Origin of the sequence: Bacillus sp. AFS041924, from assembly GCF_002577195.1 — a bacterium.
Lineage (GTDB): Bacteria > Bacillota > Bacilli > Bacillales > Bacillaceae_G > Gottfriedia.
On the sequence record NZ_NULG01000093.1, the window covers coordinates 1 to 25,768 of the forward strand.

General features: G+C 32.1%; 21 protein-coding genes and 1 other annotated feature. Of the genes, 9 read left to right on the plus strand and 12 right to left on the minus strand.

Translation table 11 applies throughout. The annotated features are described in order from the left end of the window. Window positions 1–241: 241 nt before the first annotated feature. The gene (locus COC46_RS16320; protein WP_255294938.1) at window positions 242–580 is read right to left on the minus strand and encodes a DUF3889 domain-containing protein; all 339 of its coding nucleotides are present in this window, start codon (window positions 578–580) and stop codon (window positions 242–244) included. A gap of 196 nt (window positions 581–776) precedes the next feature. Here COC46_RS16320 and sleB point away from each other — a divergent pair, with 196 nt between their 5' ends. Continuing rightward, on the plus strand, window positions 777–1,559 hold the full coding sequence (gene sleB, locus COC46_RS16325) for a spore cortex-lytic enzyme (RefSeq protein ID WP_369700062.1): 783 nt from the start codon (window positions 777–779) through the stop codon (window positions 1,557–1,559). A gap of 15 nt (window positions 1,560–1,574) precedes the next feature. Continuing rightward, complete coding sequence (gene ypeB / locus COC46_RS16330; protein WP_098810976.1) at window positions 1,575–2,894, plus strand: germination protein YpeB; 1,320 nt, start codon at window positions 1,575–1,577, stop codon at window positions 2,892–2,894. A gap of 59 nt (window positions 2,895–2,953) precedes the next feature. On the opposite strand, the gene COC46_RS16335 is transcribed toward ypeB, so the two are convergent. From COC46_RS16335 to COC46_RS16355, 5 genes are all read right to left on the minus strand, one after another. Beyond that, complete coding sequence (locus COC46_RS16335; protein WP_098810978.1) at window positions 2,954–7,873, minus strand: DUF4132 domain-containing protein; 4,920 nt, start codon at window positions 7,871–7,873, stop codon at window positions 2,954–2,956. Window positions 7,874–7,886: 13 nt separating this feature from the next. Then, complete coding sequence (locus COC46_RS16340; protein WP_098810980.1) at window positions 7,887–8,306, minus strand: hypothetical protein; 420 nt, start codon at window positions 8,304–8,306, stop codon at window positions 7,887–7,889. Between the two features lie 310 nt (window positions 8,307–8,616). Continuing rightward, window positions 8,617–9,396, minus strand: coding sequence for an undecaprenyl-diphosphate phosphatase (locus COC46_RS16345; protein WP_098810981.1), 780 nt, complete (start codon window positions 9,394–9,396; stop codon window positions 8,617–8,619). Between the two features lie 83 nt (window positions 9,397–9,479). Next, the gene (locus COC46_RS16350; protein ID WP_098810982.1) at window positions 9,480–10,364 is read right to left on the minus strand and encodes a beta/alpha barrel domain-containing protein; all 885 of its coding nucleotides are present in this window, start codon (window positions 10,362–10,364) and stop codon (window positions 9,480–9,482) included. Between the two features lie 279 nt (window positions 10,365–10,643). After that, entirely contained in the window at window positions 10,644–11,051 is a 408-nt protein-coding gene (locus COC46_RS16355; protein ID WP_098810983.1) for a cytosolic protein, read from the minus strand. Between the two features lie 130 nt (window positions 11,052–11,181). Between COC46_RS16355 and COC46_RS16360 the strand changes: the two genes are divergently transcribed. Next, a complete protein-coding gene (locus COC46_RS16360) occupies window positions 11,182–11,433 on the plus strand; it encodes an alpha/beta-type small acid-soluble spore protein (RefSeq protein ID WP_098810984.1) in 252 nt (83 codons plus the stop codon). A gap of 454 nt (window positions 11,434–11,887) precedes the next feature. After that, entirely contained in the window at window positions 11,888–12,187 is a 300-nt protein-coding gene (locus COC46_RS16365; RefSeq protein WP_098810985.1) for a hypothetical protein, read from the plus strand. Window positions 12,188–13,293: 1,106 nt separating this feature from the next. Here COC46_RS16365 and COC46_RS16370 read toward each other — a convergent pair. From COC46_RS16370 to COC46_RS16385, 4 genes are all read right to left on the minus strand, one after another. Beyond that, window positions 13,294–13,524 carry an excisionase family DNA-binding protein gene (locus tag COC46_RS16370; RefSeq protein ID WP_098810986.1) on the minus strand — a complete coding sequence of 77 codons (231 nt, stop codon included), beginning with the start codon at window positions 13,522–13,524 and terminating at the stop codon, window positions 13,294–13,296. Between the two features lie 130 nt (window positions 13,525–13,654). Continuing rightward, complete coding sequence (locus COC46_RS16375; protein WP_098810987.1) at window positions 13,655–14,011, minus strand: nuclear transport factor 2 family protein; 357 nt, start codon at window positions 14,009–14,011, stop codon at window positions 13,655–13,657. Between the two features lie 40 nt (window positions 14,012–14,051). Next, window positions 14,052–15,485, minus strand: coding sequence for a proline--tRNA ligase (gene proS / locus COC46_RS16380; RefSeq protein ID WP_098810988.1), 1,434 nt, complete (start codon window positions 15,483–15,485; stop codon window positions 14,052–14,054). Window positions 15,486–15,628: 143 nt separating this feature from the next. Beyond that, window positions 15,629–15,838, minus strand: a binding site (T-box leader). Between the two features lie 84 nt (window positions 15,839–15,922). Then, window positions 15,923–16,843: a DMT family transporter gene (locus tag COC46_RS16385; RefSeq protein ID WP_176545195.1), complete on the minus strand. Its 921-nt coding sequence runs from the start codon at window positions 16,841–16,843 to the stop codon at window positions 15,923–15,925. Between the two features lie 276 nt (window positions 16,844–17,119). Here COC46_RS16385 and COC46_RS16390 point away from each other — a divergent pair, with 276 nt between their 5' ends. From COC46_RS16390 to COC46_RS16410, 5 genes are all read left to right on the plus strand, one after another. Then, window positions 17,120–18,196, plus strand: a complete 1,077-nt coding sequence (locus tag COC46_RS16390) for a DUF3900 domain-containing protein (RefSeq protein ID WP_098810990.1) — start codon at window positions 17,120–17,122, stop codon at window positions 18,194–18,196. Window positions 18,197–18,677: 481 nt separating this feature from the next. Next, window positions 18,678–19,256, plus strand: coding sequence for a biotin transporter BioY (locus tag COC46_RS16395; protein ID WP_098810991.1), 579 nt, complete (start codon window positions 18,678–18,680; stop codon window positions 19,254–19,256). 50 nt (window positions 19,257–19,306) lie between these two features. Next, window positions 19,307–20,773 carry an AMP-binding protein gene (locus tag COC46_RS16400; RefSeq protein ID WP_098810992.1) on the plus strand — a complete coding sequence of 489 codons (1,467 nt, stop codon included), beginning with the start codon at window positions 19,307–19,309 and terminating at the stop codon, window positions 20,771–20,773. Continuing rightward, window positions 20,769–21,869, plus strand: coding sequence for an acetyl-CoA C-acyltransferase (locus COC46_RS16405; protein WP_098810993.1), 1,101 nt, complete (start codon window positions 20,769–20,771; stop codon window positions 21,867–21,869). The genes COC46_RS16400 and COC46_RS16405 overlap by 5 nt, the downstream gene beginning before the upstream one ends. A gap of 47 nt (window positions 21,870–21,916) precedes the next feature. Beyond that, window positions 21,917–22,225 carry a CHY zinc finger protein gene (locus COC46_RS16410; RefSeq protein WP_098810994.1) on the plus strand — a complete coding sequence of 103 codons (309 nt, stop codon included), beginning with the start codon at window positions 21,917–21,919 and terminating at the stop codon, window positions 22,223–22,225. A 112-nt stretch (window positions 22,226–22,337) separates the two neighbouring features. Here COC46_RS16410 and COC46_RS16415 read toward each other — a convergent pair whose 3' ends face one another. Together COC46_RS16415 and ppsA are read right to left on the minus strand one after the other, a co-directional pair. Continuing rightward, on the minus strand, window positions 22,338–22,955 hold the full coding sequence (locus tag COC46_RS16415; protein ID WP_098810995.1) for a LysE family translocator: 618 nt from the start codon (window positions 22,953–22,955) through the stop codon (window positions 22,338–22,340). Between the two features lie 140 nt (window positions 22,956–23,095). Further along, a complete protein-coding gene (gene ppsA / locus COC46_RS16420) occupies window positions 23,096–25,708 on the minus strand; it encodes a phosphoenolpyruvate synthase (protein ID WP_098810996.1) in 2,613 nt (870 codons plus the stop codon). Between the last annotated feature and the right edge of the window lie 60 nt (window positions 25,709–25,768).

Below are 25,768 nucleotides of genomic sequence, written 5' to 3' on the forward strand. Positions count from 1 at the left end.
AATTAATACGTTTAATAATTCAAATCGAAATTGAAATTCAATTTTATTTCTTTTTATTTTTTCACTTATTTGCTAAATTAATATTTAAAATTATTTCAATTACCGTTCGCATATTTTCATTTCATAAATATATTTAATTTTTACTCTATTGGATATTTCACTATTTAATATGTGATTTTTCTCACAACTTCTTATAACTCTAAAAAACATCACTATTTAAGCGATGTTTTTTAGTATCTATTTATCGATCTGTCTCAGTATAACTAATCCCTAAGTACTTATCTGTTCTTGGATCAAATTCCACATTAACAAAAACTCCAAATTCTCTACTTCCATCTTTTACTCTTAACCATAGCTTGAATTTCTCAATTGAGACGGTTAGTGATTTTTGTTCTCTTCCTATGTGTAAATAATCGATAACATCCGATTGAGGATATCGTTGGATTGTTTTTTCTACTGCAATTTTCCCCCATTTTGCATATGGAGGTTCAGAAACAGGTTCTGCTGTCGCTGGATTCAGTTTGATAAATAAACAAAATAGGAATGTGAAAGTGAAAATTACTCTATAGATTTTTTTCAATTGACCTCCTCCTTTTTGCTTCATATCTTACTATTTGACCTCTCTACCCTATCTATCCATTCATTGGTTGTGTAATATATATCAGTTTTTACGCTTTTTGTTAATAAAAAGAAATTTTTTACAAATAGTAATTGTATATGTATTTGATTAAGGAGGATTTATTTTGCAAAAAAAATTTCACTATAAAACTGCATTTATTATCATTTGCATAATTTGTATTTCATTGATTACGGTGAATGCATACTTACCTAAAAAACAAGTTGATGCATTTAGTAATCAAGTGCTCAGTCGCGGTTCAACTGGCCAAGATGTTAAAGAGCTTCAAGAGCGCCTTATATTTATTGGATTTTTAGACGACAAAGCTGATGGAGTTTTCGGCTGGAATACATACTGGGCTCTTCGTAATTTTCAAAAGGAATTTGGTATGAAGGTTGATGGGATTGCTGGGACTAAATTAAAAGAAATGTTAACGAAAGCAACCAAAAATTATAAAGGTACTACATCAAATAACACAGCAAATAACAATACTTCTAATAATAAACCAGCAAAACCGAATACAAATAAACCCAAAAATTCGAATGCGAAACCAAATGATAAACCGATTGCAAATGCACCTAACGGCTATACAGATAACGACATTAAATTAATGGCAAATGCTGTATATGGTGAATCACGTGGTGAGCCATATATTGGTCAAGTTGCGGTTGCTGCAGTCATATTAAACCGTTTGACAAATGCTTCTTTTCCTAATTCTATATCTGGTGTCATTTATCAACCAGGTGCATTTACAGCAGTAGCAGATGGCCAAATTAATTTAACACCTAATGCACAGGCTAAAAAAGCCGTAATTGATGCGATAAATGGTTGGGATCCAACGACTGGATGTATTTATTATTACAATCCTAAAACAGCAACAAATAAATGGATTCGTGGTCGCCCTATTATTTTAACAATTGGTCAACATAAATTTTGCAAATAAATGTAGTGAGGTGTCATTATGAAAGGTAGTTGGATTGTTGCAGGTGCATTAGGAGCCGCTCTTATTGGAACTGGTTATTGGGGATATACTCAACATCGCAATTTGAATGAAATGAATTTAAAGGCTGAAAATAGTTACCAGAGAGCCTTTAATGAATTAACATACGATATAGATTTATTACATGATAAAATTGGTACGACGTTAGCGATGAATTCTAGAACGTCCCTCTCCCCTGCTTTAGCGGATGTGTGGCGAATTTCGATTCAAGCTAAGTCTGACATAGCGCAGCTTCCACTTAAATTTGTACCATTTGATAAAACACAGGCCTTTTTAACAGGCGTAGGTAACTTCAGCTATAAATCAGCGGTTCGTGATTTAGATAAGGAACCTTTAACAGATAAGGAATTTGATTCATTAAAAAAAATATATTCAACAGCTGAAAAAATTCAAGATGGTTTGCGGAATGTTCAAACTAATATCATGAATAAAAACTTAAGCTGGATTGACGTTGGTCAAATGGCTGAAGAAAGAAAAGCACCTCGTGACAATAGTATCGTTAATGGATTTAAACATATTGAACAAGTAAAAGCAACGACTGACAAAGATTTTGGGCCTACATTTACAAATGGGCAGGAAGAATCTAAGGGATTGAAAAAACTTACTGGAAAAAAAATATCTGAAACAGAAGCAAAAAAAATAGCCCAAGATTATGTACCGCTCAAGAATGTAGAAAAAATTCAAGTTAATAAAAGTCAAAACCGTAAATTCGAACCTTTTTATGCGATCACGATGGCTCATACGAAGCCTACAGCTGATACTTATATGCAAATAACAGAAACAGCAGGGTTACCAATCTTTTTTATGACGACACGACCAATGAAAACGCAACAAATTGGCTTAGATGATGCGGTGAAAAAAGGATTAAGTTATTTAAATTCAAAAAAGTATAAAAACATGGAACTATATGACAGCTCTCAATATGATACAGTTGGTGTCCTTCAATACGTTAAATCAGTAAATAATGTACGGATTTATCCTGAAGCTATTCAATTAAAAGTTGCTTTAGATAATGGCGAAGTAATTGGGTTTAATGCGAAAAATTATATTACTTCAAACCATGTACGTAAAATCCCAACTCCTAAGCTTACGCTTGCGCAAGCTAAAGGAAAACTTAATAAAAATGTGAAAGTTGAAGAAGAACGGTTAGCAGTCATCTTAAATGACTTTAATAAAGAAATACTTACTTACGAATTTTTATGTACTTACAATCACGATACGTATGATATTTATATTAATGCGATGAATGGCCGAGAAGAAAAAGTAAAAAAATTATAAGATTAAAAAAGAAAAGCACAAGTTTACGACACCTTGTGCTTTTTCTTATTTAGTACGATTTACGTTAATTGCATTAATATATTTGGATCTTTAATTTTTTGATCTTGAGCTAATAAAATGATTTTTGATAAGATTTCCGCTGTTTTTGGATCCTCATCGATAAACGGTAAAAAGACTTTCCCTCTATGCTGTGAATGTACTGGGATAATATATAAAGAACCTTTTGCATTCTTAAATGCGTTTCCGCTTCCAAGATGTACGTTATATTCTCCAAGTTTTCCGTTGATTTTTGCATGATTTTGAGAGAACTCTACATTCGTGATATTCATCAACCTTAGAGACTCATGAATAATTGCTTTTCTCATTTCGATCGTAGATAAACTAGCTTCAGGATCAACTCCTCCTACGTGAGCAATACTAACTACTAAATCAAGATCCCTCATTACTTCAGAGTAGATAATTTTAGGTATTTGTTCAATTGAAATATTTTCATCTGTTTTTCGATTAAAAAATTCAATTGTCTCAATAGTAGGTGCCTCAACATCTGAAGGTGAAAACCAATCCGCTACAGCAAAAAATCTTGCAATGATATTTTCATTATAATAAACCTTTTGAAGTCCCTCTTCGTAGCTTGCTGTCCATAAACGACTCTTTAATAAAGAGACCGTTTTTCTAGGCTGAACTTGATGACCTGCATAACGTCTAGATACCTTACCGTTCGTTAATTCATCAATTGTTGGTAAATACAATTCTCTGAACACTTGTTTAAATGGCTGAACAATCTTATGTTCAAAAATAAACCTCTGGCATACACTCCACATCCCATTTTCATACAAATGGATAGGATGAGCAATTTTCAGAATATCAGAATCTGCTAGTTGGTATTCTTCTCCATTCGGACTAATAATTTTGTTTTCTTCAAAAAATCCAATCTTATGATCATTTACGAAAATTAGCTTTTTCAGTAATTGATTGACAATCATATTGTTAGTTAAATTGTTCATCTCTTTTACAGTAAAAGTAGTTTCTGAAACCATAGATCGTTCTAATTCTGTTTTCGCTCTTCTTAATTGTTCTTTTATTTCTTTCTTTACTTCATTTATTTTCAGAATATATTCATGCTTTTTATATTTAGCTGGAACAGATTTAATAATCTTATCTTTGTTTTGGATGGATAAGTTCACATTTTCCTTTTCATTAAACGCAAGTTTTACTGTAAGTTCATCAATCTGTTTCGGTTCAAAGTAGGTAATATATTCTTCAGCCTTTTTAGATTCCAAATCCCAAGTCATTCGAATCGTGTCTGAAAAACCTGCGTTTCTAGCTAGATTTCCTAATGCAATTTCAACTATTTTTGCTTCAGAAGCTCTTCTTTGTGCTCCGAATTGCTTACTTTCCTTTAAGAATTGCTGGATTAATTCATAGCGACTTACTAAATCTTTTGTATTTGAATCATCTAAAGGAACTAAACTATAGCATAATAAATGATCTTTATTTCTCTTATCAATAACTGATTTTTTCAGATTATCTAATTTTAACTTACCTAATACAGCATCTGCGAATAACTGTGATCTCCGGTGATTTGACCCACCAGAAATATATTTAGCACAATCATAAAGAATATCAAAACGGTCTGACCCTAACTCAACATACGCCTCATTAAACCAATTAATATCAAATGCACCATCATTAAATTGAATTGGTTCGATTGGAGAATACTGTGCTACAATAGCTGCTTTTTGATCATCAAAATCTTCATTAATATGTGCATGGAAATACCAGGCAGCGCTTTTTAAACCGCTCCAATTTAAATATTCAGAGACTAAATCAAGCCATTGTGGTGCATACATAGCAGCTTCAAGTAATCGTTTATCTGATATCTCTTTTCCTTTAAATAATTGAGTAAATAGTTCGAGGTTATCATATTTACTTGGATAACATGCTTTTAACAATGAACTAAACGACTCTTTTTTCGAAATTTCATCTCCTCCTGAGTAAAAATAGCCTCGAATAAAACCTTCTTCTTCAAGTCTCTCAAGAATTTGAACAAAGTAGCTTGCCCCTTCAAAATAATGAATTCCATCTGCAAAATTCGTAACACTAGTTGCTAAATCGCCACGTTCCAACTCTATTTCCAAAACCCTATTTAATACTTTAAGGACTAAAGGAGTTATTTCTGGATACTTCTTAAGTAAATCACTATTTTCTTGATAGATTTCTCTAAAGAACCTATTATGACTTTTATCACATAGAATTTCTTTAAGTAACTCATTTACATCAATAACATCTAAAACAAAGGCACGTATTAAATCCTCTGGTGAATGTTTAAATAAACGCTTATTACAGTAATGGTAAAGATAATTTTTATATTCAAAGTATTGAATAAATGATTGATCGTCATAAACGGATTCTTCCATCCATTCAATTATCGATTCAGACAAATAATCAAAGATTTTTAAACAATTTTTTCCTTCTGGTATGAGTAAAGAAAATGATTTTAATTGATTTAGCACATAATGAAACTTTTCTTCTTTTGGAAGGTCTTCAAAATAAGCCTGAATAATACAGTTAATTTGTTCATAATACTGCTGTTCTTCAAACGATTCATTTACTTTCTTAAAGCTTGTTATTGGGTAAAATGATAAAAGTAAGTCTTTCTGCCAGTCTTTTAATGGTGCACTATTTTCTGCTTCAGTTAATTCATAATTTCGATACCTATAATCCCAAGGGTCAAGTGTATTAAAGTAATAATTTACTAAGTAACTACTGTTTAAATAAAACCATACTTCAACTAGTTGATTCGTATTTAGCTGACTAGCATCTAAATATTCTTTCCAGACATCTGATAATGGTAATTGATCAATCCATTTCAAATGATCTTTTATAGTATTGTGTCGAACTAATTCTAACTGACTACCTAACAAAACTGTTTCTTTTTGTCCATCCCAATGTTCAATTTCGAATTCATAATCTCTATTTTCATGAATTAATTCAGATAGACCATTTAAAAATGAACCTATTTTATCTTCACTAAGTGTAAACCATTCTTGTTTCTTAAAGGCTTCTTCAATTTCAAGCTTTTGAACTGACCTAGATTTAGTAGGATCATATAAACCAAATCCATTTTTATCGTTCCACTCTTGTTTCGTTAATTTTTCAATCTGTAACCGCTCATTTTCAGTTGGCTTCGTTATTAAAGAAAGTAATTCCTTATATTTTTCAAAGTTGGAGCTATGTAGTTTATTTTCTTTCGTTTGATTCACAATATCTAAAGCACCAAGTCGTTGCGGTGCTTTCTTACTACTAAATAATCGTTTTAACGAATCCGTTAATTGCTCTTCTTTAAGATTTAAAAGTAAATGAATCGCTTCTTTTCGAATGAATGGTGTTTTAAGAGCAAGTAATGACTCAATTCGTGGAATATCTGAGTCGTTTAATTTTAATTTTTTAATCTTATCGATTGCCTCTTCTCTAATTATTACACTTCTATCCGATAACGCATTAAAAAGATATTCCTTTTGAGCTGGATCATCATAATTCACTATAAAATAATTTAAAAACTGTGATCTTGTATCAGCTGTCATATATTTTTTGTAATCCATTAACTTAGTAATCCAATTATGATCTAAGTCATATGCCGTTAAATAAAATAAAATTTGAATGATTGTATCAGGAGAATAGGTTAGTTCCATTTGTTTAAATGCGCTTGAACTTAATACTTTATTTTCCTTTGGACCATTTTCTAACAAATTACGAAAATACATAAACTGATTTTCTCGAACTATTTTATCGTTTAAAAGAGGTTCTTTGTAATAGGTAACTTTATTTTCTTTACTTAAATCGTTATATCGGGTTGAACAACGATATGGATAATTAGTTATTGTCCATGCTTGCAATTCAAAATCCGATTGTACTATATGATTATGTATCAGTGAATAAACAAGCGGTTCATTTTCAAATTGAGCAATAAAATAATGTGCGACGACTTTTTGATAATATTCTCCATTTGAAAGAATATGACTGATCTCATTTATCAAATTAGCTTCCTCATATACACCATTTGCCCATAATGAAATATACAGTTTATCAACATTGTTTTCTGATAGCCATTCATTACGTATTTCTTCTTTCCTTAATGCCATCGAAATATTAGTCATAAATTGATTGATGATTCTTTTGTTATTTGCTTCAAAATCAATACCCGTCCAAACGGCAAGCGCTCTGACAATCGAACTAAAACGGGTTAAATTATTTTCAATGATAACTTGAAGTAGATAACTCATACCTTCAATAGTACCTTGATCCATCGATTCAACGATATTTTGTCTTAAGCCTTCCTGTAAACCCGCTGCTAAAAGTAGTTTTCCTAAAACTTCATAGCTTTCTGGCTGATGAGATTTAAACAACCCTTCAATCATCCATCTACTTAGTAAAGCAGTGTTATTTTCACCAAATATGATTTCGTTTAATGCATTTTTTATTTCTTCATGTTCAGAATCAAGTTCATAAGCAATATAATCACTTAATATTGACTGATAATAGTAATGATCAATTAGTTCAGATGTTGACGTTAGGATTGATTTTAAAGACACATCGTGCTGATTTAATCGAATTAATGACATTGCTTTTCCGATGATTCTATTAGTATGTACTGTAAGATCTTTCGTTCGAAACGGACGTCTTTGATAGCTATTCGCATATGGATAGTCAACAATATGATTGATGATGTAAGTCATTACTTTACATTCATTTTCACCTAATAAGACTTTGATAATTTCTCTAATTGGTTCAAAACAGTCATTAGTAGTTGAATCTTGATTTTTTATTAATTCTTTTTTTATTGGATAAACATAATCATCATAGTAGTACGGATCTTTTTTAGCGCCATTAATCAGTAATCTAGCAATTTTTAAGTGTTTACCTTTAAACACGTCTAATTTTTCTTCTAATCTTTGAAAATATTCCTTATTTTGTTCCATGTTAAAGTCCTTTCTACCACATACGGCCCGTCAGCATCGTTAATTTTATAAATGTAATCTCATCATTCTCATGTAACTCTATGTTTTCCTGAAGACTTTCTATTTCCTTGTCGTTTAAAAATACTTTAAACAGACAATCTTGAAATGCTTGTAAAGCAGTTGAGATTGCTTCATTTAAATCAACGATTGTGTCATTCTTTTTCAAATCAAAACCAATCTTTCCAACTGTAGATTTTAAGTTTATTTCTTCTTCAGTTAAATATGGAAGAAACGGAAGATCAATTTCTTTTTGATTATATGTATTTACATTTAATGAAATTAGTTCTGTTAGTAATTCTTCAAGATTTAATGGAACATTTACAATTTCAATTGGTTTTTTTTCTAAAAAGCCTTTTCGTTTAGATAAACTTTTTAATGTAATAACAATCTGCATCTGTATCTTCTCCTATATGGTGATAAGTTAATTTTAGACGATTATTCTAGAACTTGAAATCTATTAATGATTAAAAATAAGTATGGAATCTTTTAAAATCTCATCGTTTTAATTATACAAAACTAAAAATTATGTAATATTAGGTAAAAATAGTAAAATATGGATATAGATTCACATTACCTAGGATAAACTCTTAGACTTTGCGGATTGTTCACTACAAATTATGGAGGTGGTTTGAAATGATGAATTTTGTTCAAGTCAATAAAAAAGAGCAGGATCATCTGCTCTTTTTTGAATGTACTTAGATTGATTAAAATATCTTCAAATATTGAAGTACAACAATACTAACCCCTAGGAAAATTACATAATAACCAAAAATATTCAGTGATTGCTTTTTTAATAAATTGATCATCCAACTAATCGCTAAATATCCGAATAAAGCTGCGGCTAAAGTACCAAGGAATAATGGGAAAAATGCGATATGTTCAGCTTTCCCTCCTAGAAGATCCTTTCCTTGAAAGACAATTCCACCTAAAATTGCAGGAGTTGAAAGTAAAAAAGAAAAATATGCAGCACTCTTCCGTTCCATCCCTTTAAATAATGCAGCAGCGATTGTTAGCCCTGAACGAGAAACCGCTGGAAAAATAGCAAGTGCTTGAAATGAACCGATGAATAAAGCATCTACCCATGTTAGCTCCTCCATCGTTTTCTTTCCTTTTTTCCTTTTATCAGCAATAAATAAAACAATTCCCGTAAAGATAAACTCCCAGCCAATTGTTTTGCCTGAAACGGAAATTTCATCGAAAAAATCTTTAAATAATAAGCCAACAATGACAGCGGGTAGTGTTCCTACAAATAATAATAAAGTTAATTTTGAAAACGGCTTTTTAATCAAACTTTTCCATTCTTTACTGTAAAAAACAAAGACTGCTAATAAAGTACCAATATGCATTAAAGTATCTAATAACAGACCTGCTTCATCTAACCCAAATAAATGTCTACCAAGATATAAATGGCCTGTACTACTAATCGGTAGAAATTCAGTTAACCCTTGAATGATGCCTAAAATAATTGCTTCAAAACTAGACATAATCAATACTCCTTTCATCCAAATTAGTAAATTATATGCAAAAATCATTCAATTCTTGTCCAAATTATTAAAATAAAAAAGCATCATGTTAGATGCTTTTTACTAGAGGATTCTTCTTCTTTAACTTGAGTTGAAATATAAGCTGTAGCATTTAATAGCTTTAATTCATCAACGCCAGTATCGATCTTAAGTTTATGCAAACATGATATTAAATCTTCTGTTCCAGTCATCCTATTTCTTACTTCAGATGGAAAACAACCTCCGAATCCACCATTTGCTGATTCAAACCGCAAAATCCCATAAGTAAGTGCTGTAAATATGTTAGATAAACCACATCCATAAGTATTATAAAATTGTATTGAACAGCGCTCTTTAGGTACTCTTAATAGTAATTCCTCTAAAAATATCTTAACTTGATGAGGTGTTGCTCTTCCAACAGAATCAACAAAGGATAGCTCTTCTACTCCATCATCTAATAATTGCGATGCCAACTCGATTGCTTTTTGATGATGAACTTCTTCACCATGGCATCCGAATACGGTTGTTATATAAGCACGCGTTGTTATTTCATAATCTTTCGTTACTGTAGTCATTTGTTTAATATCCTTAAGTGACTGTTTAATAGAGCAATTTTTAATTTTTTCATTATACGATTCGCTTGCTGATAGAAAAAAGTTAATCTCGTCTGCATCTACTACAAATGCTCTCGTTAAACTTCTCTTATTAGGAACTAATACTCCGTACGTTAAACCATTTTCTCTTTTTAGCTTTAATACTAATTCAGTCGCTTCATTAAACTGTTGCTTATTTCCGGAGTGGAATAATGTTGATACCTCGATGTGATTTAATCCACTATCGACGAGATGTTGAATCCATTGTAGTTTTTGTTCAATAGATAATCGTGATCCATATTGAAAATTCATTCGAGGCCCAATTTCTTTAATACATACAGACTGTGGCAGGTTCAATATGATCGACTCCTATTCTACTTTATTTTTTACAAATCTACTTCTTTTAAAATATCCTTGTATTAATTCTATTAAGTGGTAAGAGTTATATGTTTAATTGTGTAGAATCTTTTTTCAAAAATAAAAAAGCCCTCGATAAAATATCAAGAGCTTTTCAAAATTATTATTTTAAATTTATAATGAAAGCGAATAAGTGAAACTACCATATTTTGCATAAAAATACATTTTCAAATATATAAACCCGGTGATTTTTGGAAGAATATACATTTATTTGGAAATTTAAACTTCTAAATCTTCGCCTTCTTCGATTACATGGAATAATAAATGAACTAAATGATGAATCGAGCTAGAAGCATCAAGCTCAACTTCTTCTTCTTCAGAAGTTTCATCAACAAATTCTAAATCATTTAAATATAAAGCCATGAATTCATAATAGTCTTTCATTGCAAATGAATAGCACGCAACTGGCTCTTCATCCTCTTCATTGTATTGAAGCACTAAATGAGACACATTCCCTTCATTATCCTCTGAATCTAAAAACACAAAAAAGCCTATATTTGTATCGATTTCAAATAAATGTCTAGTTCCACCTTCAGTGGATTTATGATACTCCTCGTCATTCAATTTTTGAATCATCATATTGTCAACATTATCTTCTTTATGAAATGTTACATTAAAAGATTTCATCCTCATTCTCCTTTTATATGTATTTAAAACGCATGACTTCATTATGTAACATTCCCTATTTTATAGCAATTATTTCCATAATTTAAAAAAGAATAAGTGGGAAATCTACAATTAAAAGGAGTGGGTTTGATTGAGTAGAAAAAATAAAATCTTAGTTCCTGAATCTAGAAAAGCTTTAGATGCTTTAAAAGCTAAAGTAATGAATACTACTAGCCCTGAAGCTGCAAAATTTGAAGCTGCAAAAGAAGTAGGAGTTCCTTTAACAAAAGGATACAATGGCAATTTAACATCCCATCAAAACGGTAAAGTTGGTGGCCGGATTGGTGGAAATATGGTGAAAGAATTAGTTAGGATGGCTCAGGAGAATTTAAATAAACGTTGATGACGGGGTTTATTAATAGTATTTATATTTTGTCCTTCTCTCATAGAATATAGTTTTACTTTCCCATATTCAACCATTAGTTACACCATTTGACTTTTCCTTATTGGTATTTTTGATGACAACATAATATGACTCACGATCTTCAACTAAAGCATGTGTATAAGAACCTTATTTATTGCTATTTATTAAACACTCTTCTTACTGTGCTATTTTGTTGATAAAGTTATAAAATCGTATTTAGATTAATTGAAAATGTTTACTTTTTTAGTCTTAAAAATTTTCTCAAACTGGCCTAATTCTTTTCTATTAATTCTTCATAATGTCCATTAATTTCTTTTTTAACTTAACTTCATAACATTATATTTTTATTAAGTAAATTAGGCTAGAGCCGTTTCCATCCTTCATTTGCCTACATATTTTATCTTGTTATCATAAAAGGAAGGAGCGAGATATTATGTATTACTATGGTAATTATTACACTTATCCAACTCAATCTTCATTCTTACAACATCAATATTATCAACCAACCAATCATGATGAGTATGACGTAGATAGACAGCAAGGACAATTTCAATCTTTTACAAGACGAATAAATGAGTTAGAAAGACGAGTAAATCAGCTAAACAGGGAAGTAAATCAACTTCAACAAACTTCAGAACGTCACACTAGACGCTTAAATAGATTAAATCAGCGACTTCGTGTGGTTGAGCAAAGACTTCATATACCATTTTCATCTCAAGATGAAGGATTTTAGTAAAACTAAAACTTTGAAAAAAAGATTTGGAAAATACTTTATTGAAAGTCAAGTAAATGAGAAAAAATATGTATATTTAAGTGTTTTTATTTAAAGTCATACATGGTATGACAAAAAACGAAGGATAGAAAAACAGATATGATATCTGTTAATTCTATCCTATTTTTGTACTACATTGGACATCATATACTACAACAACATTTTTACCTTATAGAACTACCATGGTAGTTCTATAAGATTGTCAAATAATACTCCATTAGATATGTTCCTGTTTTGGTCGATACCATTTCGTAATTAATATGTAAGCTACATATCCTAAATCGTTATGATGATACGCATTGATTGTTGCCCAAATCGTGAATAAGGGACCAATAGATAGCTAACCCAGCTAATAAAACAAAACCTTCAAAGGTACAAGAACTACTGTATTCCAGTTCGACATACCACCTTATACCGTCTCATACGCCTTAAACCTGTACAATCCCTTTAGTACTAACGATTTAATACCTGTCGTTACATCCCATCAAAACGGTAAAGTTGGTGGCCGGATCAGTGGGAATATTGTGAAAGAATTAGTTAGGTTGGCTCATGAGAATTTGAATAAACGTTACTGTAACTCCGCATTAATCTTGTTATACCAAATATGTGAACGTACTTTTTTATAACAAGATAGAAATAAAATAACCTTGTGCCCAATTAAGGAAACAAGGTTATTTTTATTTTAATCTTACTTTTATTTCTACTAGAAAAGTCCATGTATTATATATTTAACGAAATCAGCAAAACCTTCTCCTACACCTGTATTAACCATTTCGTGATAAGCATTGTTTATACTTAAAACAACCGATATCGTAATAAGGATGGGCACTATAATCATTACTTCCTTTTTCATATACTACAACACCCCTTAACCTAACGTTAGGTTTATCATAAAACTGATTAATAAAAATTAAAAAATAGTTTATATTAAAATTGTATACAATGTGTATGTAATTTTCAATTGTGAAATATTTCCAATAATAAGTCCTAATTTAAACTTTGAATAAAAAAAATCAGATTGTAAGAAGTAGATCAAATTATCAACCTCTTATAATCTGATATATTTTTTAATCTTCGTCCTTTACGTCTAGGTCTTCAGGAATTGGTTCGTTATAATAATCTGCAATTATTTTCTTCGCTTTTTCCATTTGTTCTAAGTGATTATTAAATTGCTCTTTGTAAATTAAGTATTGTTCACCATCGTGGACTACTCTTATTTTTTGATCCTGAATTAATTGTTTAATATAAGATTCATCAAGATTTAAGTATTCCGCTGTTTCTTTAATTGTTAAATACATTTTGTTCTCCTTCGCTAATCATTGTGAATTTATCATACCATAGAATTTAATTTGATTATTTATTTTAGAGCAAAGCAAAAGAACACGAATCAATTGATTTGTGTTCTTTTTTCACTTTTTATATTTTTAACTAAAACTCAGTTGGTGTACCTTGATGAAAATACATTTTCCATTGACCATCTTTTAGCTTCCAAATGGAACTACGTAAGGAATGTTGTTTTTTTATTTCGTTAAATATTCGATAGGTAACTAATGTAATTTCGTTCGATAATGGATGAATTTCAAAATCGCTCAACTCCATTTTTACGATTCCTATCCCATGTTCTAATTGGTCATCTTTATATAAAACTCTTCCAGAACTTCCGAATTCGAAAAATTCATCGGCTAGTAGTTTTTTTAGTTCAATTTGAGATGTACGAATTTCTGGTTTAAGTAAATTTTCTTCTAACGTTCGTAGATGGTCTTTTAAAGAATTTAAACTTTCCATCGATCATTCACCTGCCTAGTTTTAGTTGGTGTGATTAAAATTAGTATGCTTTACCCCAATAAACCATTACATCCGTTTTCTTTCCACAGCAGACACATGTTTTTGCGATTTGTTCTTGTTCAAATGGAATACATCTTGAAGTTAATCCAACTTCTTCTTTTATTTGTTCTTCACAAGCTACGTCTTGACACCACATTGCTTTATAAAATCCTTGATTTTCTTCGCTGATTTGTTTTAGCTCTTCCATGGAAGTAGCTTCAAATGTTTTTTCTGTACGATTGTTTAGTGCTTTTTCATAAAGGGATGATTGGATCTCTTCAAGTAATTTTGTAATGTTATCTTCTAATGTATCTAATGAAACAATCGTTTTTTCTCTTGTGTCTCGTCGGACTAAAACTGCTTGATTCTTTTCGATATCCTTTGGTCCGATTTCTACGCGAACTGGTATACCTTTCATTTCATATTCGTTAAACTTCCAGCCAGGCATTTTATCCGAAGTATCGATTTTAACGCGAGCAACTTTTAAAATACGATTTTTTAATTCAGTAGCCTTTTCAATGACACCTGCTTTATGCTGTGCAATTGGAATAACCATTACTTGTGTTGGTGCTACTTTTGGAGGTAAAACTAATCCACTATTATCACCATGAACCATAATTAATGCTCCGATTACCCTTGTCGTCATGCCCCAAGAGGTTTGGTGAACATATTGTCTTTTTGAGTTTTTATCTGTGTATTGAATATCAAATGCTTTTGCAAAACCGTCTCCAAAGTTATGTGATGTACCGCTTTGTAATGCTTTACCATCATGCATTAGACTCTCGATTGTGTATGTTGCTTTTGCACCAGCAAATTTTTCTTTTTCTGTTTTTTGACCTTTAATAACAGGAATCGCTAAGAAGTTTTCTAAGAAGTTAGCATAAACATTTAGCATTTGAATTGTTTCTGCTTGTGCTTCTTTTGCGGTTGCATGTGCTGTATGACCTTCTTGCCATAAGAACTCAGTCGTTCTTAAAAATGGTCTAGTTGTTTTTTCCCAACGAACTACTGAGCACCATTGGTTATAAAGTTTTGGTAAATCATTATAGCTTTCAACTGTTTTTGAAAAATGCTCACAAAATAGTGTTTCCGAAGTTGGACGTACCGCTAAAGGTTCAGCTAATTCATCATGGCCACCATGTGTCACCCAAGCAACTTCAGGTGCAAATCCTTCTACATGATCAGCTTCTTTTTGTAATAATGACTTAGGTATAAACATTGGCATATATACATTTTCATGATCTGTTTGTTTAAATTGAAAATCTAATTCTTTTTGGATATTTTCCCATAATGCATAACCATAAGGTCTTAAAATCATGCATCCTTTAACACTTGAGTAATCGACTAATTCTGCTTTTTTTACAATATCTGTATACCATTGTGCAAAATCAACATCCATATCTGTAATCGCTTCAACAAATTTTTTTGAACTCATTTTTTAAACTCCTCATCGATTTTTAGAAAACAAAAAAAGCCGAGAATAATCAAAAGGGACCATTCTCGGCGTTACCACCCTAATTATTATATAGAACTATACGAAAATAAGCGGATTATAAACAAAAAACACCATGAATGATCAAAAGGGACCATTCATGGCGTTACCACCCTACTTATTATGTAAACTCTACATAATCTCTTAACATCTTTAACGGGAAAACCGCTGTAGCCTACTTATCGTTCGGTACAGAGACTCCAAGGCTGGTTCAGAATACTTGCTTTAGGAATTTGCACCGACCATTCCCTCTCTAAAAAGCTTATAAACTTACTATTCCTTTTCTAAGTCATTTATTAATTTAAAGCTATAATACGTGAACAAATTGTATCTGTCAATGTGTATTATGCACATTTATTTAAAATTTCTTACATTTCTTACTATATTGCTTCATTTTTTACTTTTTTTGTTCGTCTTTTAGGTAAAGGAACTTCAGATAATAGCATACCGCCAACAATGAATGTCCCACCGATAATTGTTTGAATAGATAATGTTTCATTTGCAAAAAGAACTGCAGTAAATGCCGCAAAAACAGGTTCAAATATAAAAATTAATGCTGCTTTCGTAGAAGAAATATGTTGCTGAGCAAACATTTGAACCCAAAATGCTATACTCGTACAAAATACCGCAGTGATCACTACAGCAAAAATAAACGTCGGATTGATCCAAAGTTCTTTTGAAAAAGACACAGAAGTATCTTCAAATATTAGAGAAAAAATCGAACTACTAATCCCAACTGTTGCAAGTTGAATCGTCGTAAAAGTGATTGGATCCATTTGCTTCGTATATTTTCCTGATAAAATAATATGGAATGCAAAAGCAACGGCACCGAATAGTGTTAGTACATCTCCAAGATTTATAGAGAATGAATCACCTAAAGTTAAGAAACTTAATCCTAGTAATGCGATTAAACAAGCAATTACTGTAGACCAGTTTGAGCGTTCTTTATAGACTAAATATAAAAGAACAGGTACTAATACTACACATAAACCAGTAATAAAACCTGATTTTGATGATGTTGTATACTTCAGTCCAAATGTTTGAAGTAAATAGCCTAAAAACAACATGAATCCAATACCACTAGTAATAGCGATTTGTTTAACCGTTAATTTAGTTTTTTGTTTTCTTTTAACGATAAATGGTAAAAGGACTAAAGTTGCGAGGATAAATCGAAATGCGTTAAATGCAAACGGATCAACGTATGCAATCGCATTTTGGACTACTACAAATGTTGTGCCCCAAAGTAATGTTACGATAATTAATGAGATGGTAGCTATTCTTTCTATTCTCAGGTCTCTCATCCCCCCTCCATATGATTGGCTCCAAAAATTTAGCAAGTAAACGTAAAAAAAGATGTGAAATACACACATCCAAGTACTTATAAATTTATTCGGTTCCACATTTCATTATATCCTTATTTTATCATAGTGTGTAATGAAATTGTCTTATAACTGTAAAATTTCTATCTTATGATAATTTTCAAGTGAATGTTGCTCGAAACTTAATTTTGTTTATCATTGACTCGACAAATCCACATCCATATACTTAAATACAGAAAATAGAAAAAGGTGATTGGATTGGATTTTGAAATTACATATTTATCGTTTTATGTTGTAACTGTAGAAGGTAAAGGTGAACAATCAGATAAACGATATAAACATTTTCAAACAATTGATGAATCAACGTTTGAAGAAAGTGCTTTGAAAGGCTTTTTAGAAGGGGAACTTGAAAGAATTGTTAATCGAAAAGTTGAAAGACATCCAAAATCCGATTCTGTACCTACGAAATTAGGTCACTTTATCGTTGAAGAAGGCTACGCTTTAGACTCAAATCCAAATTATAATTTATTCCAACGTATACGTGATGCAAAATCAATCGAAGAATTTAAGGCAGAAAATGAAACTTTAGTCATTAATTACATTGAAACGAGTGCAGTTCGTGGAGGAGCGTTTTTAGTCATTCAAGCGAAACTAAGAAAATATTTTGACGATCCATTCTTATTTGTACTAAAATGCGATTTCGAACCAAAGGTTGCATCCATTTCAGATGAATCTACCCTTATCAAAACAGTTGAAATGGCCATTACAACAAAAAATATGAAATCGATTCAATACCCTTATATGGAAGAATTAGGGATGATTTCCGAGAGTGAATTAAAAATCCATCAAGCCTCTCATGCAAGATATTTTGAGGACTTCTTAAAATTTGTATCATATTCTGAATCAATGCCTGAAATTGTTAAAGCCCAAGTAATGGAAATGGTTTATGATAAAATTGAAGATGTATTTGAAGAAGAAAGCGTTGAGAGACAACAATTCGATGCAGCAATGGAAGTTTGGGCAGCAAGTCCTAAACGTGAAATTCAAGAGCATTTTACTCCTAATGAAGTAATCGAAGCAGCGGCACAAATCGTGGAACATACCCCAGAAATTGAATTATCATTTAAAGCTGATCATTTTTCGGTAAAAGGAATGCTAGCTGATTTTGGTGATAATCTACATATTGCAAAAGTAAACGGTCGATATGTTGTTATTTTAGAAGCCGATACTTTGCAATTTGAAAAAGGATTTTCTCCGATTGAGTTTTTGAAACCTGATGAGTTAGAAGATGTAATTGAGCGCATTGGCCAGAAAGTGAATATGACTGAATATTGAACTATAGAGAGAACTCATCTAATAAAAAATTAAAAGACAGTTGGCTACTATTAGCCTGCTGTCTTTTTGATTTAAACTAAACCATCTATGCCTATTTTTTAAATTGTACTTTTTTTAATAAGTGGAAGTCCAAAACCATATGGTATGTGTCTCCTATACGTCTAGCAAATATAGACCTTCTCGCTCCTCCTGAACTAATAATCTCGATTCTCCTCAAGAATATCCTCCCTAGGTAACTATTAAAATTAATAAAGCGATCCTAAGTACCTCTTATTATGTAAAACCTTATCCTTTCTATTTCCGTCCTGAAATAGCTCACTTGATTATCTTAAAAATTGACACATTCACTGTTAACTTTTTATGAAAGTTTCCTATCTTAATATAGTATATGTTAACCTAAAAAAATATTTAGTTGACATATAATTTAAGTTTCATTAATATGATAGTTGTTATCAGAAAATTAACATTAGGAGAATCAACAATGAAAATCAAAGAAATTACATTTGTAGCAATGTTTGCAGCAGTTATGGGTGTCCTTGGACAAGTTCCTCCAATTATGTTATCCTTTACACCAGTTCCAATTACTTTACAAACGCTAGGGGTTCTTCTTACTGGTGGAGTGTTAGGTGCAAGATTAGGTGCACTTAGCCAAACAATCTTCTTATTACTAGTTGCTGTAGGTATGCCACTTCTATCAGGTGGAAGAGGTGGATTTAGTGTATTTGCTGGTCCAAGTGTTGGTTATTTAATATCATGGCCTATTACGGCTTTTGTAATTGGTTATTTATTATCACGTTTTAAAACGTTAAAATTAAAATATGTCTTATTGATTAATTTGACTGTTGGTATTCTATTAATCTATTTAATCGGTATTCCAATTCAAGCAGCTATTATGGAAATTCCAGTTTTTACAGCTGTAAAAATAAGTTTAGTTTATATCCCAGGTGATGTGATAAAAGCGATCCTTGCTTCAATTTTAGTATATAAACTAAGACAGCATCCAGTTTTTTCAAACTCATTGACAACAAACTATTCAAAGCAATCAGCAAAAAATATATAATTCGTTTGGGACACTTTTTTCGTGTCTCTTTTTTATAGGGGTGATTTAGAATGGCAAATATTACAGAAACTTATCAGAAATTCGCTACATTATCGCCTAACAAAATTGCGATACATACTAGTATTCAACAAATTACTTATAATGAATGGCATCAATTAATTAACCAAACCGCTAATTGGCTACATACTCAACCTTCAGATACGAAAACAATAGGGATTCTTTTACCAAATGGGATCCCTTTCTTGCAAATGTTTGCAGGAGCTTGTAAGGCTGGTTGGATTGCCGCTCCGTTTGATATGAAATGGAATTTAGCGGATTTAGAAAAACGAGTAAAACTTTCGAATCCCTCAATTATTGTTACGACAAGTGAAATTTACAATAAGTTTAATTCACAAATTCCAAATTTGAAACCAATGGATGAATGCTTGCAAGAAATCGCAAATTACGATTCTCTTTCTTCAATAGAATTGGAAGAGAATTTGCCTTTTTATGTTGGATTTACTTCTGGTACAACGGGAAGCCCAAAAGCTTTTATTCGTTCTCAAGATTCATGGGTAGCTAGCTTTGATTGTAATCGGTTTGACTTTGGATTGGATGAATCAGATCAAACGCTTATACCCGGAGCATTAATTCATTCTCACTTTCTTTATGGTGCTATAAGTAGTTTATATTTAGGTGGAACCGTTTATCTTTTAGAAAAATTTTCACCTAAAACCGTATTACAAATGATAGATTCCTCACCACTTTCCACAATTTATGTTGTTCCGACAATGATTGAAGCATTATTAAGAGAAGGAATTCAAGTCAATAAATCTATAAAAATCCTTTCTTCCGGTGCAAAATGGACTGAAAAATCTAAAATAGAGTTTCGTCAATTGTTTCCTGAAATGACAATATACGAATTTTTTGGGGCTAGTGAACTAAGCTTCATCACCGTTTTATCTGATCCAGATGGTATTGAAAAGGTAAAAACGGTTGGAAAACCTTGTTATGGTGTAGAAATACAAATTCGTCGTCAAAATCAAGAATTGGCTAAAGCGAATGAAACCGGAAAAATATATGTCAGAAGTAAGTATATAATAAATGGTTACTTTGAAGAAAATGAGCGCGTGATTCACTCAATCCAGGACGAAGACGGTTGGGCTACTGTTCATGATATGGGTTATATTGATGAAGAAGGCTTCTTGACAATAAATGGACGAGAAAAAAATATGATTCTTTATGGAGGAATTAATATTTTTCCTGAAGAAATCGAAAAAGTCATTTCTCTTCATCCGAGTGTTGAAGAAGTTGCCGTTATTGGACTTTCTGACCAGTATTGGGGTCAGATTGTGACTGCTGTAATTACTGGGCAATGCACTTCTTTTGAGTTGAAAAAATTTTGCAAGACATACTTATCTTCTTATAAAATCCCACGCAAATGGTTTTTTCAAAATGAAATGCCGTATACAACAAGCGGTAAAATTGCGCGTGCTGAGTTAATTAAACAAATAGAATTGCAGGTGACTAAACATTAAAAGAGCTGTCATTGTCAAAGCAAAGCGAACACCAATCGGAAAAGTCGGTGGTATCTTAAAAGATTATCAACCACATGGGCTTGCGGCTCCATTACTCAAGCAGTTGGCAAATGGATTGGAAAATCAGATTGATGACATCATTTTAGGAAATGTAGTAGGTCCAGGTGGGAATGTGGCTCGCGTTTCTGCATTAGAAGCAGACCTTCCCCTTTTTGTCCCAGGAGTTACAATTGATCGTCAATGTAGTGCCGGATTAGAAGCAATTCGAATGGCTTGTTATTTAGTTCAAGGTGGGGCTGGAAACTGCTATATTGCTGGAGGTGTTGAAAGTACTAGTACCTCCCCGTTTCCTTCAAAAGCGAGATTTGCTCCTGATAAAATTGGTGATCCAGATATGGGTATCGCAGCGGAAAATGTAGCTGAAAAATATTCTATTTCAAAAGAAACTCAAGATCAATATGCTCTACTAAGTTATACAAGAAGCTGGGAATCACATAGCAAAGGAGATTTCAATCAAGAGATTATTCCAATTGGTGATTACGCTCAGGATGAAGTATTTTCTAAAAAAAGAAAAATGGAAGAACTTTTAAAAAGAGCAAATCCTGTATTTAAAAAGAACGGTACTGTTACAGCGGCAAACAGTTGTGGAATTCATGATGGAGCATCTGCAGTATTAGTTATGGAAGAAAATGTGGCTATAAAAAACGGGTTAAAGCCTGTATTACGATTTGTGGATAGTCAAGTTTCTGGCGTGCATCCGAATTATCCAGGTGCAGCTCCAATCCCTGCTATTCAAGACTTATTAACGAGAAACAATTTAACTGTTGCAGATATTGATCTTTTTGAAATAAATGAGGCATTTTCATCTAAAATAATAGCTTGTTCTAATGAACTATCCATCCCTACCTCCAAATTAAATGTATGTGGTGGAGCATTATCGATCGGCCATCCTTATGGAGCCTCTGGAAGTATCCTGATTACAAGACTTTTCTATGAAGCACAAAGAAGAAAACAGCTAGACATGAATTATGTTTTGGCTGCAATTGGAAGTGGTGGTGGAATCGGATTAGCTGTCTTATTCGAGGTCATAAAATAAAAATAAAGAATTTTAAACAAATAAGAAATATAAAGCGAGGAAGAAGTATGAAAGTAATGGGTTCGATCGATAACCATACACGTTGCAAACATTACCATACAGAAAAAGATATTATTGCTATTAAATTCAAGTGCTGTGACACATACTTTGGATGTTTTTATTGCCATGAGGAAAGCACAAATCATGAACCAATAGTCTGGAGTAAAAACGAATGGGCAACAAAAGCAATTCTTTGCGGTAACTGTCATGAAGAATTAACGATTCAAGAATATCGAGATAGCAACTATAAATGTCCAAAATGTGAATCAGATTTTAATCCTGGGTGCAAAAACCATTATCATTTGTATTTTGAATGAAATTAGAATATCTTCCCATCTTTTGTATAGGAGCTGAATAATTCAGCTCCTTATTTTTGTTTTCATCTTTCAAAAGAAGGTTTTGTATTCCTCCTTTTTTACAATCTTTTAGTTACGATTGTGTTTGAAGAGCAACTCTCAAACCCAATCCAATATACACGAACCCAATCATTCTTCCCATCCATTTTGGTCCTTTTGTGTTTTTGCTAAAGATTTTTTTACTGATGACACTTGATAAAAGTACTAATAAAGTTGTGTATAAAATACTAAGTAGTACAAATGTTAACCCCAAAGTTAACAGCTGGAAGAATACGGATTGGCCATTATGTTGAACAAATTGTGGTAAAAGAGCTAAGAAAAATAATGCAGTTTTAGGGTTTAATACTTCTATCAGTACAGCTTGGCGAAATGAAAGTTTACTATTTATTTCTTTTTGTACAGTCGTTTTTTTACTAGTTTTAGATTTTCTTATAAGTGCAGTAATCCCCAAGTAAAATAAATAGGCAGCCCCTAAATATTTCACGACTTCAAAAGCAAATGCTGAAGTCATTAAAATCGCAGAAAGCCCAAAAACTGATGCACAAGTGTGAATCAAATCACCAACAGCGATTCCGACCCCCGTTAATATTCCATTCCATTTCCCACCCTTCATTGTTTGCGATAATGTTAATATTACAGCTGGACCTGGTATCAAAAATAACGTTAAAACTACTAAAATGAATGAAAGCATTACGATGCACTCCTCTCGTTATTTTTTAGCCTATTATACACCATTTTTTTGTAGTAATTACCTAAAACTACCATTATTTCAAATATAATAAGCCGATTTCCACAATTAGAAAATCGGCTTTTCTGCTATTTCTTATCAAATTATACTATTTCAATATACCCTTCAGTTCCATGTACGCGGATTCTTTGTCCGTCTTTTATGAGCTTGGTAGCATTCTCCACTCCGACTATAGCAGGTAAACCATATTCACGTGCAATAACCGCTCCATGAGTCATCAGTCCACCCACTTCAGTCACCAATCCTTTAATCGCTACAAAAAGTGGTGTCCAACTTGGGTCAGTAAATGATGTAACTAATATGTCTCCTTCTTCCAGATTTGCATCTTCCATATTTAAGATGACACGTGCACGCCCTTCTATAACTCCGGAAGAAACAGGAAGACCCACGATCGCATTGGCTGGAAGATTTCCTCGTTTGTATTCACCTTCAATTATTTCACCATCTGATGTAATAACACGTGGAGGGGTTAATTTATTAAATAATTTGTACTCGTCTTTTCTTTTATTTATGATGTGGTAATCAAGTTTTTTTGTACGAACAACTTCATGTAACTCTTCAAAAGTAAGATAGTATATATCTTCCTTTTCGAAGATAACATTAGCTTCTACGAGTTTTTCTGCTTCTTTTAACATTTCTTGTTTATAGACAAAATAGCGACTAATCATTCCGTATTTTGGATATTCACGATAACCGATGAAATTTCTTATTAGGCTAATTACTTCTTTTATCTCTTTCGCTTTTTGTATACCACTTGGTAATTGTTTCAATCGTTCTAAAAGCTCTTCCTCTTTTTTCAATGCTCTTTGTAGCCCTTGATCAAATTTCCTTTTACTTTCATTAGGCTCAAAATTTTTGATGTTACTAAGAATCATATGAATTAGAATAGTTGGTTTTTCGCTCCAACGTGTATTCGTAATATCAATTTCGCCAGTACATCTCATTCCGTATTTACTGAGAAAATCATCAATTGCATCCTTTGTTTCCTGTCCACCATCAAATTTAATTAGTTCGTACAAAAAGTGATCATCTTTAACATGTTCTAAAAAGTGAATGATTTCTGGATAAGGACGAATCACATCTGCTACATCCAATAACGCAAGACCCATTTCAGAAGTAATGTTGTTAGGTGCAGATTGAGTAAGTGTATCCCCTACACTTTTTTCATCTAACCACTCGTTCATTTTTTCATTGATCCATTCCGTTGCATTCATAGCAGACATAAACACCGCCGAACTTCGTGGATCAAATAATAGCTCTCTTAATTTTTGAATATCTTTAAGAATAAAATCCATTAACTCTGTTCCTGATTTCGTTTGAATGTTTTGTTTTAACTCTTCGATTGATGTTTTGTTTTTGTTAATCAATTCAGAAACGATCGTAGGATCGTTTTCGATTAGTGGTTTAAAATTTGACGATGATTGATCTTGGCTGTTTCTAGTTGTGCTCGTATCTTTATTCTCCGGTGATGACTGAATAAAATCTTCTCGCGCTACAACCTTTAAAAGAGCGTCTTTTAAGAGCGGGTCGGATTTTCCGATGGCATCTATAAACATTTTTCTTTTGTCAGGTGAAGAAAGATTTTGAGAAATATCAACAAATAACCTACCTCCAGCTTTACGCATAGGTGCCCTAGTAGTTAACATCCAAAACGACAAACCCAATGGTTTAATTGGATCAGTCATCATTTGTTGATGGCCGACAGAAAGATAGACGTGATTTTCATGGTCATTTAATTCGGGGATTGGAAATAATGTAGTGATGGGGCGACTTTGGACAATGTAAAATGTATCATCTACTAAGCACCATTCGATATCTTGAGGACAGCCAAAATAAGCTTCAATTTGTCTTCCTGTACTTTCCAGTTCTAAAATTTGCTGTTCAGTAAGGGCTTGAGTGTTTTGTAGATACGTTTCAATTTGTTTTGTCTCTGTACCTCCACCTTTTAGTCCAAAGATCGCTAATTTTTTAGTAGCAATTCTATTTTCAACGATTTTGCCCTCTTGTACTTTATAAGAGTCAGCAGAGACTAATCCAGATACAAGTGCTTCTCCTAATCCGAAACTGGCATCGATTGATATGACTTTTCGATTGGAAGTCACTGGATCTGCAGTAAATAAAATACCTGAGGCCTGTGGGAAAACCATTTTTTGAATAATAACTGATAAATAAACTTGTTTATGGTCAAATCCATTTTGCATACGGTATATTACAGCACGATCTGTAAATAAAGAAGCCCAACATTTACTGATATGCTTCAAGATTGATTCTTTACCGATGATATTTAAATAAGTGTCTTGTTGACCCGCAAAAGAGGCATGTGGTAAATCTTCTGCAGTCGCACTAGAACGTACAGCGTATGCATGTTCCTCGCCGAGCTTGGAGAGATAGTTAGAAACTGCATTCACAACATCGGATGGAATTGTTTCTTCCAAAATAATTTCTCGAATTTTCCTGCTTATTTTACCAATATGATCTCGATTTTCTACATTTAGCATTGTTAGTTGATCCAACAAAGCGTGATAGGTTTCGTTTTGTTCTATAACTTTTTGAAACCCCATTGTTGTAACACAAAATCCTTCTGGTACTTTAATATTTGGAATTTTTGATAATTCACCTAAATGTAACCCTTTTCCGCCAACGAGTAAAAGTTGTGTTTTATCAATATCTTGGAAATCGAGAACTAAAGAATTCATTCCACATCTCTCCTAACCTTTAATGTTCTATTGATTTTATCAGTAGAACACAGTAATATA

Excerpts from the sequence above, each read along its gene's own strand:
- COC46_RS16335 (WP_098810978.1), bottom strand. The coding sequence starts at position 7,873 with ATGGAACAAAATAAGGAATATTTTCAAAGATTAGAAGAAAAATTAGAC.
- COC46_RS16340 (WP_098810980.1), bottom strand. The coding sequence starts at position 8,306 with ATGCAGATTGTTATTACATTAAAAAGTTTATCTAAACGAAAAGGCTTT.
- COC46_RS16345 (WP_098810981.1), bottom strand. The coding sequence starts at position 9,396 with ATGTCTAGTTTTGAAGCAATTATTTTAGGCATCATTCAAGGGTTAACT.
- COC46_RS16355 (WP_098810983.1), bottom strand. The coding sequence starts at position 11,051 with ATGAAATCTTTTAATGTAACATTTCATAAAGAAGATAATGTTGACAAT.
- COC46_RS16365 (WP_098810985.1), top strand. The coding sequence starts at position 11,888 with ATGTATTACTATGGTAATTATTACACTTATCCAACTCAATCTTCATTC.
- COC46_RS16370 (WP_098810986.1), bottom strand. The coding sequence starts at position 13,524 with ATGTATTTAACAATTAAAGAAACAGCGGAATACTTAAATCTTGATGAA.
- COC46_RS16375 (WP_098810987.1), bottom strand. The coding sequence starts at position 14,011 with ATGGAAAGTTTAAATTCTTTAAAAGACCATCTACGAACGTTAGAAGAA.
- proS (WP_098810988.1), bottom strand. The coding sequence starts at position 15,485 with ATGAGTTCAAAAAAATTTGTTGAAGCGATTACAGATATGGATGTTGAT.
- COC46_RS16385 (WP_176545195.1), bottom strand. The coding sequence starts at position 16,843 with ATGAGAGACCTGAGAATAGAAAGAATAGCTACCATCTCATTAATTATC.
- COC46_RS16395 (WP_098810991.1), top strand. The coding sequence starts at position 18,678 with ATGAAAATCAAAGAAATTACATTTGTAGCAATGTTTGCAGCAGTTATG.
- COC46_RS16400 (WP_098810992.1), top strand. The coding sequence starts at position 19,307 with ATGGCAAATATTACAGAAACTTATCAGAAATTCGCTACATTATCGCCT.
- COC46_RS16410 (WP_098810994.1), top strand. The coding sequence starts at position 21,917 with ATGAAAGTAATGGGTTCGATCGATAACCATACACGTTGCAAACATTAC.
- COC46_RS16415 (WP_098810995.1), bottom strand. The coding sequence starts at position 22,955 with ATGCTTTCATTCATTTTAGTAGTTTTAACGTTATTTTTGATACCAGGT.
- ppsA (WP_098810996.1), bottom strand. The coding sequence starts at position 25,708 with ATGAATTCTTTAGTTCTCGATTTCCAAGATATTGATAAAACACAACTT.